The organism is Photorhabdus thracensis, from assembly GCF_001010285.1.
Classification (GTDB): domain Bacteria; phylum Pseudomonadota; class Gammaproteobacteria; order Enterobacterales; family Enterobacteriaceae; genus Photorhabdus; species Photorhabdus temperata.
The window spans coordinates 110,552-128,836 of the sequence record NZ_CP011104.1; the positions used below are offsets into that span (position 1 = coordinate 110,552).

General features: G+C 53.5%; 1 protein-coding gene (running past one end of the window). It reads right to left on the minus strand.

Annotated elements, in window-relative coordinates; translation table 11 throughout:
* On the minus strand, positions 1–18,134 hold the 5' portion of the coding sequence (locus VY86_RS23885; RefSeq protein ID WP_162200368.1) for a non-ribosomal peptide synthase/polyketide synthase. The gene continues 14,014 nt to the left of window position 1, outside the view; only the first 18,134 of its 32,148 coding nucleotides appear in the window; its start codon is at positions 18,132–18,134; its stop codon lies beyond the left edge, outside the window.
* Positions 18,135–18,285 lie beyond the last annotated feature (151 nt).

The window sequence follows — 18,285 nt, forward strand, 5'->3', positions numbered from 1 at the left end:
AGCGCCCGGCGATCCAGTTTGCCATTTGGCGTCAGCGGGAAAGCATCCAACTGAACAAAGGCCGCCGGGACCATATAATCAGGCAACATGGCGCTCAAGTGGCTGCGCAAGCTATTAGCCAGTTCGTCATCCGTTTCCGCGACCACATAAGCCACCAAACGCTTATCCTGTCCCTCACCCAACGCCAACACCACCGCCTCTTGCACCGCCGGATGTTCCACCAGCCGGGTTTCAATTTCCCTCGGCTCAATGCGGAAACCGCGGATTTTCACCTGATGGTCATTACGGCCCAGGAATTCCAGATTGCCGTCCGGCAGATAGCGGGCTAAATCCCCGGAACGATACATCCGGGCACCGGATACCACACTAAAGGGATCCGACATAAAATGCCCGGCGCTCAGTTCTGGCCGGTTAAGATAACCGCGTGCCACCCCGACGCCGCCAATATACATTTCGCCGGTGCAGCCCAATGGTACCGGTTGACCATAGGGGTCCAGCAGGTAAATGCAGGTATTTTTCACTGGCCGACCGATAGAACGCGTATCTTCCGGCGATAATAGCGCCTTACAGCTGGCAATCACGGTATTTTCAGTCGGACCATAGGTATTTAACAGCTGTGGACGATAGGCTTTCTGGGCAAACCACACCTGAACCGCGCTCTTCTGTACCGCCTCCCCCCCAATAATGATTAATCTGAGGCACTCCGGTAGCGGTAATGCCGCCAGTTCAGACCAAAACAGCGTCGGCAGAGATATCACCGTAATACGATGTTGCCGGATTAAGGCAATAAATTCTTGTACCGAAGCCAGCCAGTTATCATCACGCATCACCAGCGTCGCGCCATGAGATAATGACGAGAAAAATTCTTCGATCGACGCATCAAAAGCAAAAGAGGAGAATTGCAACACTCGGTCTTGCGCCGTCACCGCGTAGGTTTCATTAAAACCTAAACTGCGCTGATAAATCGCCTGATGTTCTATCATCACCCCTTTTGGCTGCCCGGTTGAGCCGGAGGTGTAAATCACATAGGCCAGATGCTGTGGCGTCAACGCCGGCACCAGAGGATTACTGCCCGGCTGGTCAGGCTGAACATTCGGATCCAATACTATCAATTCTGCCAGTACTTGCTCGCCTAATACTGCCCGTCCGGTTTTATCCGCCAGTACTATCACCGGTTTGGCATCATTCAGGATATGCGTCAGACGTTCAACCGGATAGGCGGTATCCAGTGGCACATAGGCCCCACCCGCTTTCAGCACTGCCAGCAACCCTACCACCATTGCCGGGGAACGAGACACGCAAATCGCCACCCGTTGATCCGGTGCAACCCCCAGCGCTATCAGTTGATGGGCCAGACGGTTAGCATGGGCATTCAGTTCCGCATAACTGAACGTCTGCTCTTGATACACCAGCGCCGCAGCATCCGGCGTTTTCTCTGCCTGTTGTTCAAATAACTGATGAATGCACAACGGGTCAGGGTACACGGTTTCCGGCGTGTTCCCGATTGCCAGCAACAATTTACGCTCTGCCGGCGCCAGGATATCGATTTCCCCGATCCGCTGCTGAACGTTAGCAGCCATCGCTTGCAGCACCGTATGCAGATATCCGATGTGTCGTTCGATTGTCGGTTGATCAAACAGGGCGGTTGCATAATCGAGATAACCGATAATCCGGCCCGCTACTTCTGACAAGATCAGTTCCAGATCAAACTTAACGATATCAAAATCTTGATCGACCGGTGACATTGTCAGCCCCGGCAATTCCCACTCGGCATTCTCATTGTTATGCCAGGCAAACATCACCTGAAACAACGGCGTATGTGCCAGTCGGCGCGGCGGTTGCACGATTTCCACCACCTGTTCAAACGGTAAATCCTGATGCTCCTGTGCCATCAGGGCGACTTGTCGCGCCCGTGCCAGCAACTCAGCCACATTTGGCTCACCCGATAAATCAATACGCAACGCCAGCGTATTGACAAAGAAACCGATCAACGGCTCTACCTCCTGGCAACCGCGGCCAGCACTCGGTGTGCCAATCACCACATTATCCTGACCTGACAGGCGCGACAGAACCGCCGCCCAGGCTGATAAAATCGTCATGAACAATGTGACACCCTGCTGTTCACTCAGGCGTTTAAGGGCTTGGGTTAACTCCGCATCCAGATTAACCGGCAAGGTACTCCCCACAAACGACTGTTCAGGTGGTCGTGGCCGGTCAGTCGGTAAATCCAGCAGAACCGGTGCGTCAGCCAGCATGGTGCGCCAATAGTCGGATTGAGTTTGGGTATGTTCGGCAGACAACCACTGACGCTGCCAGGCAGCATAATCAGGGTATTGAATCGCCAGCGGGGGCAATGGATCCGCTTGTTCCGCCAGAAACGCCGTATAGAGGGTACTGAGTTCACGTATCAGCACATTGACAGACCAGCCATCGGAAACAATGTGATGCTGGGTGAGCAAAAACTGATATTCATCATCTGCGAGCCGGATGAGAGAAGCGCGGATGAGCGGGCCTCTCATGAGATCAAATGGCGTATAAGCTTCCTCTGTGCTTAAGCGTTCAAGTACCGTTTCAACATCCGGGATACCACGCAGATCACGTTGAGACAAAGTTAACCCACTGTCCGGCGCCAATAGTCGTACCTGAGGCTGACCATCAACAGCAATAAATACCGAACGTAACGCTTCATGACGGGCAAATAAGGCATTCAGCGCCTGCTGCCAGACAGCGATATCAAACTGCCCACGTAAACGCAGGGCGACCGGGATATGATAGATATCACTGACGCCATCAAGCTGCGCCAGGAACCACAAACGCTGTTGCGCGAATGATAGCGGCAGCTTACCCTCACGGGATATCGGCAGGATGGCAGGCAATCCCCGGTCTTGTTTATCAAACCGGGCACGGATCTTCTCAGCAAAACCCATCAAAGAGGGGAACTTAAACAACGTGGTTAGCGGCAATTCAACACCTAAAGCCGTAACACGGTTCGTTACTCGCACCGCCAACAATGAATGACCACCGAGCGCAAAGAAATTGTCATGCCGGCTAATCTGCTCAATCCCCAGCAGTTCACGCCAAATCGCCGCCAGTGCTGTTTCGATCTCCCCTTGCGGCGCTTGGTAAACTTGACGGGCAAAGGCTTCCTCCCCCGGCGCCGGCAGCGCCCGGCGATCCAGTTTGCCATTCGGCGTCGATGGAAAAGCATCCAAACACACAAAGGCCGACGGCACCATGTAGTCAGGTAAAATAGCACTCAGGTAATGACGCAGGCTATTAGCCAATCCCTCATCCGCTGGTGCCACCACATAGGCCACCAGACGTTTATCCTGCCCCTCGCCCAACGCCAGCACCACCGCTTCTTGCACCACCGGATACGCCGTCAGCCGGGCCTCAATTTCACCCGGTTCAATGCGGAAACCACGGATTTTCACCTGATGGTCATTACGGCCCAGAAATTCCAGGTCACCGTCCGGCAGGTAGCGGGCCAAATCCCCGGAACGATACATCCGGCCATCCGATACACGACTAAACGGATCAATCAGGAAACGTTCAGCGGTCAGCTCAGGACGATTCAGATAACCACGCGCCACGCCCACACCACCAATATACATTTCACCGACGCAGCCTAATGGTACCGGTTGACCATATTTATCCAGCAGGTAGATACAGGCATTTTTCGCTGGTCGGCCAATAGAACGGTCATCTTCCGGCGATAATACATCCTTGTAGGTCACCGTCACGGTGTTTTCAGTCGGACCATAACCGTTCAATAACCGGGGACGGTGGGTTTCATGGGTAAACCAGTCTTGAATAGCGTTCTTTTTGACTGACTCGCCCCCAATGATGATCAACCTGAGGCAATCCGGCAACGGTAATCCATGATCTCTGGCCGCCAGTTCAGACCAGAATAGAGTCGGCAATGACACCACCGTGATACCACTTTGCCGGGTTAGTCTGATGAATTCCTTTACAGAGGCCAACCAACGATCATTACGTATCACCAGCGTGGCGCCGTTACATAATGACGAGAAGAAATCTTCTACCGACACATCAAAAGAAAAAGAGGCGAATTGCAGCAGCCGATCTTGTGGCGTGACGGCATAAGTCTCATTAAAACCCAGATAACGCTGATAAATGGCCTGATGTTCTACCATGACGCCTTTCGGCTGCCCGGTTGAGCCGGAGGTGTAAATGACATAGGCCAGATGCTGTGGCGTCAACCCAAGTCGCTGCGGGTTGCTGTCCGGCTGATCAGGTTGAACATTCGGATCCAGTACTGTCAGCCCAGCCAGTGCCAACTCGCCTAATGCTGCCCGGCCGGTTTCATCCGCCAGTACCACCACCGGTGCCGCATCATTCAGGATATGGGCTAAACGCTCACCCGGATAGGCGGTATCCAACGGTACATAAGCCCCACCTGCTTTCAACACCGCCAGCAATCCCACCACCATTGCCGGTGAACGCGCCACACAAATCGCCACCCGCTGGTCCGGCTCTACGCCCAACGTAATCAGTTGATACGCCAGCCGGTTAGCACAGGCATTCAGTTCGGCATAGCTGAGAACCTGCTCTTGATACTCCAGCGCTGTCGCACCCGGGTTTTTCTCCACCTGTTGTTCAAATAACTGATGAATACACAGCGGGTCAGGATACGCGGTTTCTGTCGCGTTCCCGATTTCCAGCAACAATTTATGTTCTGCCGGCGCCAAAATACCAATTTCCCCAATCCGCTGCTGAACGCTAGCAACCATCGCTTGCAGCACCGTATGCAAATATCCGATATGTCGTTCGATTGTCGGGTGATCAAACAGAGCAGCTGAATAATCGAGATGACCGATAATCCCGCCCTCCTCCTCAGACAAACTCAGTTCCAGATCAAACTTAACGACATCAAAGGCTTGATCGACCGGTGATACGGATAGCCCTGACAATCGCCACTCGGTACTTTCATTGTTCTCCCAGTCAAACATCACCTGGAACAACGGGGAATGCGCCAATCGGCGCGGCGGTTGCACGATTTCCACCACCTGTTCAAACGGTAAATCCTGGTGCTCCTGTGCCATCAGGGCGACTTGTCGCGCCCGTGCCAGCAATTCAGCCACATTCGGCTCACCCGATAAGTCAATGCGCAACGCCAGCGTATTGACAAAGAATCCAATCAGCGGCTCGACTTCCTGGCGACTGCGGCCTGCACTCGGTGTGCCAATCACGACATCTTCCTGACCTGACAAGCGCGACAAAACCGCCGCCCAGGCTGACAAAATCGTCATGAATAATGTGACACCCTGCTGTTCACTCAAGCGTTTAAGGGCTTTCGTTAACTCCGCATCCAAATTAACCGGCAAAGTATTCCCCACAAACTCCTGCTCAAGCGGACGTGGCCGATCAGTGGGTAAATCCAACAGAACCGGCGCGTCAGCCAACGTGGTACGCCAATAGTCGGATTGAATTTGGGTACGTTCAGCCGACAGCCACTGACGCTGCCAGGCGGCATAATCAGGGTATTGAATCGTCAATGGTGGCAATGGATCCGCTTGTTCTGTCAGGAAAGCCGTATAGAGGGTACTGAGTTCATGTATCAACACATTGACAGACCAGCCATCGGAAACAATGTGATGCTGGGTGAGCAAAAACTGATATTCGTCATCCGTGAGCCGGATGAGAGAAGCACGGATGAGTGGGCCACTCATGAGATCAAATGGCGTATAAGCTTCCTCTGCTCTTAAACGTTCAAGTACCATTTCGACATCCGGGATCCCGCGCAGATCATGTTGAGATAAAGGCAATCCGCTGTCCGGCGCCAATAATCGGACCTGAGGCTGACCGTCAACGGAAACGAAGACAGAACGTAACGCTTCATGACGGGCAAATAAGGTATTCAGCGCCCGCTGCCAGGCAGCGATATTAACTTGACCCCGCAAGCGTAAGGCCACCGGAATATGATAGGTATCACTGACACCATCAAGCTGCGCCAGGAACCACAAACGCTGTTGAGCAAATGACAGCGGCAACTCCCCCTCACGGGATATCGGCAGGATGGCAGGTAATGTAGCACGCTGTTCATCAAACCGAGAACTCATCGCCTCAGCAAAGGCAATTAAGGAAGGCGCTTTAAACAACGTGCTCAACGGCAATTCAACACCGAAAGCTGCAACACGGTTCATCACTCGCACCGCCAACAATGAATGACCACCGAGCGCAAAGAAATTGTCATGCCGACCAATCTGTTCAACCCCCAGCAACTCGCTCCAAATTGTTGCCAATGCAGTTTCCATTTCGCCCTGTGGTGCTTGGTAAATCTGACGGGCAAAAGCCGCTTCTCCCGGTGCCGGCAGTGCCCGGCGATCTAATTTGCCATTCGGCGTCAACGGGAAAGCATCCAACTGAACAAACGCCGCCGGGACCATATAATCAGGCAAAATCGCGCTCAAGTAGTTGCGCAGGCTATTAGCCAGTTCATCATCCGTTTCCGCCACCACATAAGCCACCAGGCGCTTATCCTGTCCCTCACCCAAAGCCAGCACAGCAGCTTCACTCACCGCAGGGTGCTCCACCAGCCGGGTTTCAATTTCCCCCGGTTCAATGCGGAAACCGCGGATTTTCACTTGATGGTCATTGCGGCCCAGGAATTCCAGATTACCGTCCGGCAGGTAACGGGCCAAATCCCCGCTTCGATACATGCGCGCATCTGGGTTGTCACTAAACGGGTCGATAAGGAAACGCTCCGCACTCAATTCTGGCCGGTTAAGATAACCACGGGCAACGCCCACACCGCCAATATAGATTTCACCGGTACTGCCTAGTGGCACCGGTTTGCCGTCGCTGTCCAACAGGTAGATGCAGGTATTTTTAACCGGCTGGCCGATAGAACCGGCGTCTTCAGGCGATAAGATCGCCTTACAAGTGGCAATCACGGTATTTTCAGTCGGACCATAGGTATTTAACAACCGGGGACGATAGGCTTTCTGCCCAAACCACGCCTGAATAGCGCTCTTCTGTACCGCCTCGCCACCAATAATGATTAATCTGAGGCACTCCGGTAGCGGTAATGCCGCCAGTTCAGACCAAAACAGCGTCGGCAGAGACATCACCGTAATGCGATGTTGCCGGGTTAAAGCAATAAATGCCTGTACCGAAGCCAGCCAGCTATCATCACGCATCACCAGCGTCGCGCCATGAGATAATGACGAGAAAAATTCCTCGACTGACGCATCAAAGGCAAAAGAGGAAAATTGCAGCACCCGGTCTTGCGCCGTCACCGCATAGGTTTCATCAAAACCTAAACTACGCTGATAAACCGCCTGATGTTCTATCGTCACCCCTTTTGGCTGTCCGGTTGAACCGGAGGTGTAAATGACATAGGCCAGATGCCGTGGGGTCAACGCCGGCACCGGTGGATTGCTGACCGGTTGGTCAAGCCGGGTATTCGGGTCAAGGACAAGCAATCCGGCCAGCAGGTCTTCACCCAGCGCCCCCCGTCCGGCTTCATCCGCCAGTACCACCGCCGGTTTGGCATCATTCAGGATATGCGTCAGACGCTCAACCGGATAGGCGGTATCCAACGGTACATAGGCGCCACCCGCTTTCAGCACCGCCAACATCCCAATGACCATTGCCGGGGAACGTGACACACAAATCGCCACCCGTTGATCCGGCTCTACACCCAACGCAATCAGTTGATGCGCCAATTGGTTGGCACAAGCATTCAATTCGGCATAACTGAGAAGTTGTTCTTTATATTCTAACGCCGTGACATCCGGCGTTTTCTCCACTTGTTGTTCAAACAGCTGATGGATACACAATGCATCAGGATACACGGTTTCCGTGACATTCCAGGTTTTCAGCAACAGTGTACGTTCCGCTTCCGGCAGAATTTCCAACTGCCGTACCGGTGTTTCCGGGGCCTGTTCCAGTGCTTCCGCCAAACTCTCCAGCGCTTGTTGCATGTACCCGTATATCCTTTCCGGCTCAAACGGTTGTACCACTTGAGCCGTCAGCCCCAGTGCGTCACCAAAATCCTCCACCGATAACGCTAATGGATAGTTAGTCCGCTCCTGTCCACCCAGGAATTCAATGCCGCTGATGATGTCATCCGATGTTGTCGGCAAGGCATTATGTCGATAGTTCAGCAAGCTACTAAACAGTGGTATCTCACCCTGCACACCGCTGCAACGTTGAGCCAGCGCCAATGAAGCGTGTTCATGTTCCAGTAGTCCAGCGAATCGGGTATGGGCTGCCTGTACGCTGTCCCGCACCGACGTATTATCCATATCCAACCGCAGCGGCAACGTATTGATAAACAACCCCATGGCGCTGTCAGCACCGTCTCCCGCCTGCATACGCCCAAACAGCACAGTGCCGAATACCACTTTCTTCTGACCACTGGTACGTGACAATACCTGCGCCCAGGCTACATGGCACAAAGCAGCCAGACTCACGCCCAAACGCCGGGCCTGATCGCGCAAACGGTCATTCAGCCCGGTTGTCAGCATCCGGTAAAACTCCGTCACCTGTGAACCATCGCGATGCACCTCCGTCAACCCAAACGGTAGTGTCGGTTCATCGACCTCAGCTAACATCCCGGTAAAGAAACGGGTGTGTTCTTCCTGACTGACACCGAGCCGAGCCTGAGCCACCAGATTGCGGAAAGGAACCGGCACAGCCAGATTGCCTTCCTGACCGGTAAGATGCGCCTGCACTTCACGGTTCATCACTTCCAGCGTGGTGTGGTCACCTATCAGGTGATGCTGCTGTTCCAGCAAGATCCAGCGACCCTCTTCTGCCTGCGCAATCGCAAAACGCAACAAGGGCGCCTGACCTAAATCGAGACGATACCGATGCGGGTCAAAGCGTTGGAACAACTGATCACTAACCAGCCCATCAGCCGGGTCGAGTGTCAATTCCGTCACCGACAAGGTTGCCTGACGCAAAACCACCTGCGCCGGTACGGATAATCCCCGCCAGATAAACGCCGTACGCAAGATATCGTGCCGATCAACTGACCGTTGAACCGCTGCCAGATAACGATCTAACAGAGATCGGTCAGCAAAGGCCATTTGACCAATCAACAGATACGGATCACCTTCGTTTGCCAACAGATGATGGAACAAAATCCCATCCTGCAATGGCGACAACGCATAGATATCCTGAATATTGGCTATCCCACCCGGCACTTGCCCGACGATCAGATCAATGTCAGGCTGGGTCAGATTAATCAGCGGCAGTAGATCTGGCGTCAGCGCCGTAGTATCCGGCGTAATGCGGTTTTCAGGTACCTGGATTTCACGATGCTGATCCAGAGACTGAGCCAGAACCCGGAGTGTCTGATGCCGGAACAGCGTTTGTACCGAGACACCCAGACCAATACGCCGCAAATATTCAATCATCCGGACAACCAGTAATGAATGACCACCCAACGCAAAGAAATTGTCATGCCGGCTAATGTGTTCAACATCGAGCAACTCGCGCCAAATCGCTGCCAGTGCAGTTTCCATCTCGCCTTGCGGTGCTTGGTAAATCTGACGGGCAAAAGCGTCATCTCCCGGTGCCGGCAATGCCCGGCGATCCAGTTTGCCATTCGGCGTCAGCGGGAAAGCATCCAACTGAACAAACGCCGCCGGTACCATGTAGTCAGGCAACAACGCGCTCAAATGTTCACGCAGGCGGTTAACCAATCCGTCATCCGTTTCCGCCACCACATAAGCCACCAGGCGCTTATCCTGTCCTTCGTCCAACGCCAGCACCACCGCCTCTTGCACCGCCGGATATTCCGTCAACCGGGCCTCAATTTCCCCCGGTTCAATCCGGAAGCCCCGAATTTTCACCTGATGGTCATTACGACCCAAGAATTCCAGATTGCCATCCGGCAGATAACGGGCCAAATCCCCGCTTCGGTACATGCGCGCATCCGGGTTGTCACTGAATGGATCGACAAGGAAACGCTCCGCACTCAATTCTGGCCGGTTAAGATAACCACGAGCAACGCCGACACCGCCAATATAGATTTCGCCGGTACCGCCTAATGGCACCGGTTGGCCGTTGCTATCCAGCAGGTAAATGCAGGTATTTTTCACTGGCCGGCCGATAGAACCAGCGTCCTCCGACGATAAGATCGCCTTACAGGTAGCAATCACGGTATTTTCAGTCGGGCCATAGGTATTTAATAACAGGGGACGATAAGCTTTCTGCGTAAACCATGTCTGAACAGCGCTCTTTTTAACCGCCTCGCCACCAATAATGATTAACCTGAGACATTCCGGTAGCGGTAATGCCGCCAGTTCAGACCAAAATAGTGTCGGCAGAGACATCACCGTAATACGATGTTGCCGGGTTAAGGCAATAAATGCGTGTACCGAAGCCAGCCAGCTATCATCACGCATCACCAGCGTCGCGCCATGAGATAATGACGAGAAAAATTCCTCGACCGACGCATCAAAGGCAAAAGAGGAAAATTGCAGCACCCGGTCTTGCGCCGTCACCGCATAGGTTTCATCAAAACCTAAACTACGCTGATAAATCGCCTGATGTTCTATCGTCACCCCTTTTGGCTGTCCGGTTGAACCGGAGGTGTAAATTACATAAGCCAGATGCCGTGGCGTCAACGCCGGCACCGGTGGATTGCTGGTCGGTTGGTCAAGCCGGGTATTCGGGTCAAGGACAAGCAATCCGGCCAGCAGGTCTTCACCCAGCGCCCCCCGTCCGGCTTCATCCGCCAGTACCACCGCCGGTTTGGCATCATTCAGGATATGCGTCAGACGCTCAACCGGATAGGCGGTATCCAACGGTACATAGGCACCACCCGCTTTCAGCACCGCCAACATCCCAATGACCATTGCCGGGGAACGTGATACACAAATCGCTACCCGCAGGTCCGGCTCTACACCCAGCACAATCAGTTGATGGGCCAGTTGGTTGGCACGGGCATTTAATTCGGCATAACTGAGAAGTTGTTCTTTATATTCTAATGCCGTGACAGCAGGCGTTTTCTCCACTTGTTGTTCAAACAGCTGATGGATACACAACGCATCAGAAGACGCGGTTTCCGTGGCACTCCAAGTTTTCAGCAATAATGTGCGTTCCGTTTCCGGCAAAATTTCCAGTGCCTGTATTGGTGTCTCTGGAGCCTGTTCAAGCGCATTAACCAGACTTACCAGCGCCTGTTGCATATAACCGCATAGCCTTTCCGGATCAAACGGCTGCACCACCTGAGCCGTCAGCCCCAGTGCGTCGCCAAAATCTTCCACTGACAGAGCAAACGGGTAGTTGGTCCGCTCCTGCGCGTCAAGGAATTCAATACCATTGATGATTTCATCCGCAGTGACCGGCGGCGTATTATGCCGGTAATTCAACAACGCATTGAACAGCGGTGTGCCACTGGCAACCCCACTGCAACGTTGAGCCAGTGCCAGTGAAGCATGTTCGTGCACCAACAATCCCGCCAGCCGACTATGGGCGACCTGTACGCTGTCCCGTACCGGGGTTTCATCCATATCCAACCGCAACGGCAAGGTATTAATAAACAACCCCATACCACTGTCGGCGCCTTCGCCTGCCTGCATACGCCCAAACAGCACGGTACCAAACACTACCTGCGCCTGCCCGCTGGTGCGCGATAACACCTGCGCCCAGGCTACATGACACAATGCCGCCATACTGACACCCAAACGCCGGGCCTGACCACGTAAACGGTCGTTCAACCCGGCCGTCAGCATCCAGTGTGACTCCGTGACCTGTGAACCGTCATGATGTGCTTCCGTTAGTCCGAACGGTAACGTCGGTTCATCCACCCCTGCTAACATGTCAGTAAAGAAGCGGGTATGTTCTGCCTGACTCACCCCCAACCGGGCCTGTGCCACCAGATGGCGGAACGGTGTCGGCGCAGGCAATCTCTCTGCCCGCCCGGTAAGATAGGCCTGCACTTCGCGGTTCATCACTTCCAACGTGGTATGGTCACCTATCAGGTGATGCAACAGTTGCAACAGGATCCAACGGCCATCAGTTTCCTGCGCCACCACAAAGCGCAGCAACGGTGCCTGTCCCAGGTCAATACGATACCGGCATGGGTCAAAACGTTGGAATAGCTGGCCACTGATCGGACCGTCAGCCAGATTTAAAGTCAATTCCGTCACTGACAATAGCGCCTGACGGCAGACCACTTGCGCTGGCACGGACAAACCGGACCAAACAAAAGCAGTGCGCAGGATATCGTGGCGATCAACCACCTGTTGCACCGCCGCCAGATAATGGCCCAGCAAAGACCGATCGGCAAAAGCCTGTTGGGTTATCAGCAAATAAGGGTCACCCTCATTTGCCAGCAAATGGTGGAACAAAATGCCATCCTGTAGCGGTGACAGGGCATAGATATCCTGAATATTGGCAATTCCACCCGGTACCTGCTCAACAATGTGGTCAATCTCAGGCTGAGTCAGATCAATCAACGGCAACATTTCCGGCGTCAACACAACCGTATCCGGTGTAATACCGTTGTCAGGCACCGGGATTTCACGATGTTGAGCCAGAGACTGAGCCAGGACACTGAGTGTCGAATGCTGGAATAACGTTTGTACCGAGATGCCTAACCCCATACGCCGCAAACGTTCAATCATCCGTACCGCAAGCAGCGAGTGACCACCGAGGGCAAAAAAGTTGTCGTGCCGGCTGATCCACTCAACCTCCAGCAATTCACGCCAAATAGTCGCTAATGCTGTCTCAATTTCGCCTTGCGGCGCTTGGTAAACCTGATGGGCAAAAGCATGCTGATCCGGGGCGGGTAGCGCCCGGCGATCCAGTTTGCCGTTCGGCGTCAGCGGAAAGGCATCCAGACGGATAAACGCCGCCGGCACCATATAATCGGGAAAAATATCACTCAGATGGTCACGCAAGCTGGCAGCCAGCCCATCATCGGCTTCCGCTACCACATAGGCAACTAAACGTTTATCCTGCCCGTCACCCAACACCAGTACCCGTGCGCCACTCACCACAGGGTGTTCAGTCAGACGCGCTTCAATTTCCCCCGGCTCAATACGGAAACCGCGGATTTTCACCTGATGGTCATTGCGGCCAGCAAACACCAGATTGCCATCCGGCAAGTAGCGGGCCAAATCCCCGGTGCGGTACATCCGCGCCTCTGGCGCATCACTAAATGGATCAGCCAAGAAGCGTTCCGCAGTCAGATCAGGGCGATTGAGATAACCCCGGGCGACACCAATACCGCCAATGTACAACTCACCCACCGTTCCTAACGGTACTGGCTGACCATAGACATCCAACAGATAAACCCGCGTGTTAACCATCGGCTGCCCAATCGGGATCCATTCATCCGTATAGTCTGACGGACAACGCCAGGTCGTCGCGCAAACCGTGGTTTCTGTCGGGCCATACGCATTAAATAGCGTTACCCGGCCCCGCAATGCCTGGAGCAACGCGGCACTGGGGGTTTCACCCGCCAGGACTAACGTGGGTTTTATCGTTATCTCCGGCAAATCAGCCCCTTCCTGGAGCAAAGCGGGCGTCAAACAGACGTGCGTCACCATTTTATCTTCCAGATAATGCCAGAGGCGGCGCGGATCCTGACGAACTGTGTCGGCAGGGATAGCCAGGCTAGCTCCCCCACCCAGCGTTATCATGATTTCCCAAACACTGGCATCAAAGCTGAATGAAGCAAACTGCAACATCCGGCTGGTTCCACGCATGTTAAGCCGGGCAATTTGGGTCAATACCAGATTAACCACACCACGATGTTCGACCATCACCCCTTTCGGCATACCGGTCGAACCGGAGGTGTAAATCACATAAGCCAGATGCCGTGAAGTCAATGCAGGTACCTGCGGATTACTGTCCGGCTGATCCGGCAGGATATTTGAACCAAGTACCGTCAGCGTCGCCAGAACCGCTTCACCCAACACAGCCCGCCCGACTTCATCCGCCAGCAAAATAGCCGGTGCAGCATCATTCAGGATATGCGCCAGACGTTCACCCGGATAAGTTGGGTCCAGCGGCACATAAGCACCACCTGCTTTCAGTACCGCCAGTAATCCCGCTACCATTGCCGGTGAACGCGCCACGCAAATTGCCACCCGTTGATCCGGTACGACACCCAGTGCAATCAGCTGATGCGCCAACCGGTTAGCCCAAGTGTTCAATTCGGTATAACTGAGGTTCTGCCCTTCATATACCAGCGCTGTTGCCCCCGGATTCTTCTCCACCTGTTGTTCAAATAACTGATGCATGCACAGTTGGTCAGGGTACGCGGCTTCCGTCGCGTTCCAAGTTTCCAGCAACAATTTACGTTCCGCTGGCACCAGAATGTCAATTTCGCCAATCCGCTGCTGAACGTCAGCGACCATTGCTTGCAGCACCGTGTGCAAATATTCGATGTGTCGTTCGATTGTCGATTGATCAAACAGGGCAGTTGAATAACCAAGATGACCGACAACGCTGTCTTCTTCCTCAAACAGGTTTAATTCAAGATCAAACTTAACGACATCAAAGGCTTGATCGACCGGTGACACGGCCAGCCCCGGCAATCTCCACTCAGTATTTTCATTGTTCTGCCAGGCAAACATCACCTGAAACAACGGGGTATGCGCCAATCGGCGCGGTGGTTGCACAATTTCCACCACCTGTTCAAACGGTAAATCCTGATGCTCCTGCGCCATCAGTGCGACTTGTCGCACCCGTGCCAGCAACTCAGCCACATTCAGCTCACCCGATAAATCAATGCGCAACGCCAACGTATTCACAAAGAATCCAATCAGCGGCTCCACTTCCTGGCGACTGCGGCCTGCACTTGGTGCGCCAATCACCACATCATCCTGACCTGACAGGCGCGACAAGATCGCCGCCCAGGCTGACAACAGCGTCATAAATAACGTGACGCCATGCTGTTCACTCAGGCGTTTAAGGGATGCTGTCAACTCCACACCCAAATTGACAGGCACAACATTCCCGCTAAACGACTGCTCTGGCGGACGTGGCCGGTCAGTGGGTAAATCCAGCAGAACCGGCGCGTCCGCCAGCATCGTACACCAATAGTCGGATTGAATTTGGGTACGGGCCGACAACCATTGACGCTGCCAAGCGGCATAATCAGGATATTGAATCGCCAGCGGGGGCAATGGATCCGCTTGTTCCGCCAGAAACGCGGTATAGAGGGTACTTAATTCACGTACCAGCACATTGATAGACCAACCATCGGAAACAATATGATGCTGGGTGAGTAAGAATTGATATTCATCATCCGTGAGCCGGATAAGGCAGGCGCGAATAAGCGGACCACGCTGGAGATCAAATGGTTTATACACTTCTTCGGCGCTCAGACGTTCAAGTATCGTTTCAACCTTCGCTATCCCGCGCAGATCATGTTGTGATAACGGTAATCCACTGTCCGGCGCCAATAGTTGTATCTGAGGCTGACCATCGACAGCAATAAATACCGAACGTAACGCTTCATGACGGGCAAACAAAACATTCAGCGCCTGCTGCCAGGCGGCAATATCAAGCTGACCACGCAAACGCAGCGCCATTGGAATATGATAAGTATCACTGACGCCATCAAACTGCGCGAGAAACCACAAGCGCTGTTGAGCGAATGACAACGGCAGCTCTCCCTCACGGGATATCGGCATGATGACGGGCAATGTATCGCTCGGTTCATCAAGCCGGGCGATGACCACTTCAGCAAAGGCCATTAAAGAAGGCGCTTTAAACAACTCAGTTAACGGTAACTCCACCCCCAGAGCGGTCACACGGTTCATCATCCGTACCGCCAACAATGAATGACCGCCCAAAGCAAAGAAGTTGTCGTGCCGGCTAATCGGCTCAATCCCCAGTAATTCGCTCCAGATAGCGGCCAGTGCCGTTTCCATCTCGCCTTGCGGAGCTTCATAGACCTGGCGGGCAAAAGCCTCCTGCCCGGGAGCAGGCAACGCCCGGCGATCCAACTTGCCGTTCGGCGTCAACGGGAAGGCATCCAGACGCACAAATGCCGCCGGTACCATATAATCAGGCAAAATGGCGCTCAGGTGGCTACGCAGGCGGTTAACCAATCCATCATCCGCTGACGCTACCACATAGGCCACCAGACGTTTATCCTGCCCGTCATTCAGCGCCAACACCACCGCTTCACGCACCGCCGGGTATTCCACCAGCCGGGTCTCAATTTCCCCCGGCTCAATCCGGAAGCCACGAATTTTCACCTGTTGATCATTACGGCCAAGAAATTCCAGATTGCCGTCCGGCAGATAGCGGCCCAAATCCCCAGTCCGGTACATACGAGCATCCGCTTGATCACTAAACGGATCCACCAGGAAACGTTCAGCGGTTAACTCAGGGCGATTGAGATAACCACAGGCAACCCCATCTCCACCCACATAAATCTCACCGATCACCCCTATCGGCACCGGCTGACCATCAGCATCCAGCAGATAAACACGGGTATTCGCTATCGGCTGACCAATCGGGATCCGAGTCACGCCCTGCGGTAACGCCTTAATAGGATACATCGTGGTAAAGGTGGTTCCCTCGCTCGGACCGTAAGCCTGTAATAATTGCTGTGGCGGATGATGATCCAGAACCTGGGCAATTACATGCAGATCGGGGATATCTCCCCCGAAAATCAGCACCTTAATCTGCGGAAGAACCGGGGATAATTCTGCCGCCAGCCGGTTAAATAATCCGATAGTCAGCCACAGAACCGTGACGTGATGCACCTGTAACACCTGTACTAACTTGTGGGGTGTCAGCAACGTGGCATGGTCGATAACCACCAGCGTACCGCCGTTGAGCAATGGTGCCCAGACTTCAAACGTGCTGGCATCAAACGCCGGGTTAGCCGTAAAAGCCACCCGCTCATCCGGTTCGATTTCGGCATAGCCATTATTGATAACCAGCCGGACCACAGCGCGATGAGGTACCACCACCCCTTTGGGCGTGCCGGTCGAGCCGGAGGTATACATGATATACGCTGACCCGGCGCTGGAGCGCGGTAAATCAGGAGTAAAACTGTCTTCTTCTCTGTGGGTATCAGCCTCACCGGAGAAGCGAAGCAGCGGCACCGAGAGGCCTGGCGGAACATCAGATTGCGCATTGGTGATTAACAACTTAGCGGAGCAATCGTTCATCAGCCAGATTTTCCGCTCATCCGGCACACTGGGATCAACAGGGACATAAACCGCCCCGGCCTTGAGGATCGCCAACTGCGCCACCACCAGCTCAATGGATCGTTCTAATAATATCGCCACATGTTCATCTGGGCTAATTCCCTGCTCGATCAGTTGGCGCGCTAACCAGTTAGCACAGATATTCAATTCAGCATAGTTGAAAGTCTTATCCCCTTCGATCAGCGCAATGGCCTCCGGGGTTTTTTCTGCCTGTTGCTCAAACAACTGATGAATACATAACTGGTCAGGATACGGTGCTTGAGTGGCGTTCCAGGTTTCCAGTAATAATGTACGTTCAGCCTCAGGCAATAAATTAAGCTGCCGGATAGGAACTTCATCATTCATCCTTTTCGACAGGGCCAGCACCTGTAAGTGTTCACTCATCCGCAGAATCTCTTCCGCACTCAGGCCATTTGCATCGTATATCCAGCGAAAACCACCCTGCGCATTGATCTGAAGGGTTAGTAACTCGCCGGGCATCTCCTGATCACACGGCCTGTCATCCTGTATCACAGAGACGGCAATCCGCCACGGCCGGCTTGTTGTCAACGCCGGGATAGCACGCAGTGAGGGAGTACGGAAGAGGAAATCAAGACTAAATGTACGATGCTGCGCCAGCCGGGCCAGTTCGTCATCAATCCAGTCAGCTACCCTGCTCCATGGCTTATCAAACGCTATCTCCACGACCATGGGCACCACAGGCGCCAAATCAGTTAACATACTTGGTGTATCTTTTTCTTCATCCACACACCAGCCAATTTGGAATTCGGTTTGATGAGTCAAGCGCGCAAGATAAATAACGAACGTCTGCAATAGTAGCCGTAATGGATCTTCTTCACTATTTCCTGGCAGTGGGAATTGCCAGGCACTTATTGCCCAACTCGGTTCTATTTGCTCCCCGGTGGTTTCGAAAGGTAACTGGAGTGGTTGTAAAGCAGCAAGACGCTCATACCAAAATAATTCACTAGGCATAAGTGCCTGGAGGATCTTCTTTACACTCTGATTCTGTGGTGAACTGTTACTTACATTAGTTATATTTTCTGACGTCTGAGAGACAAGTTCAGTTTTAAGAACATTTCCCAATTTAACAATATTATCTTTCATCTATTCCCCCAACGAATCT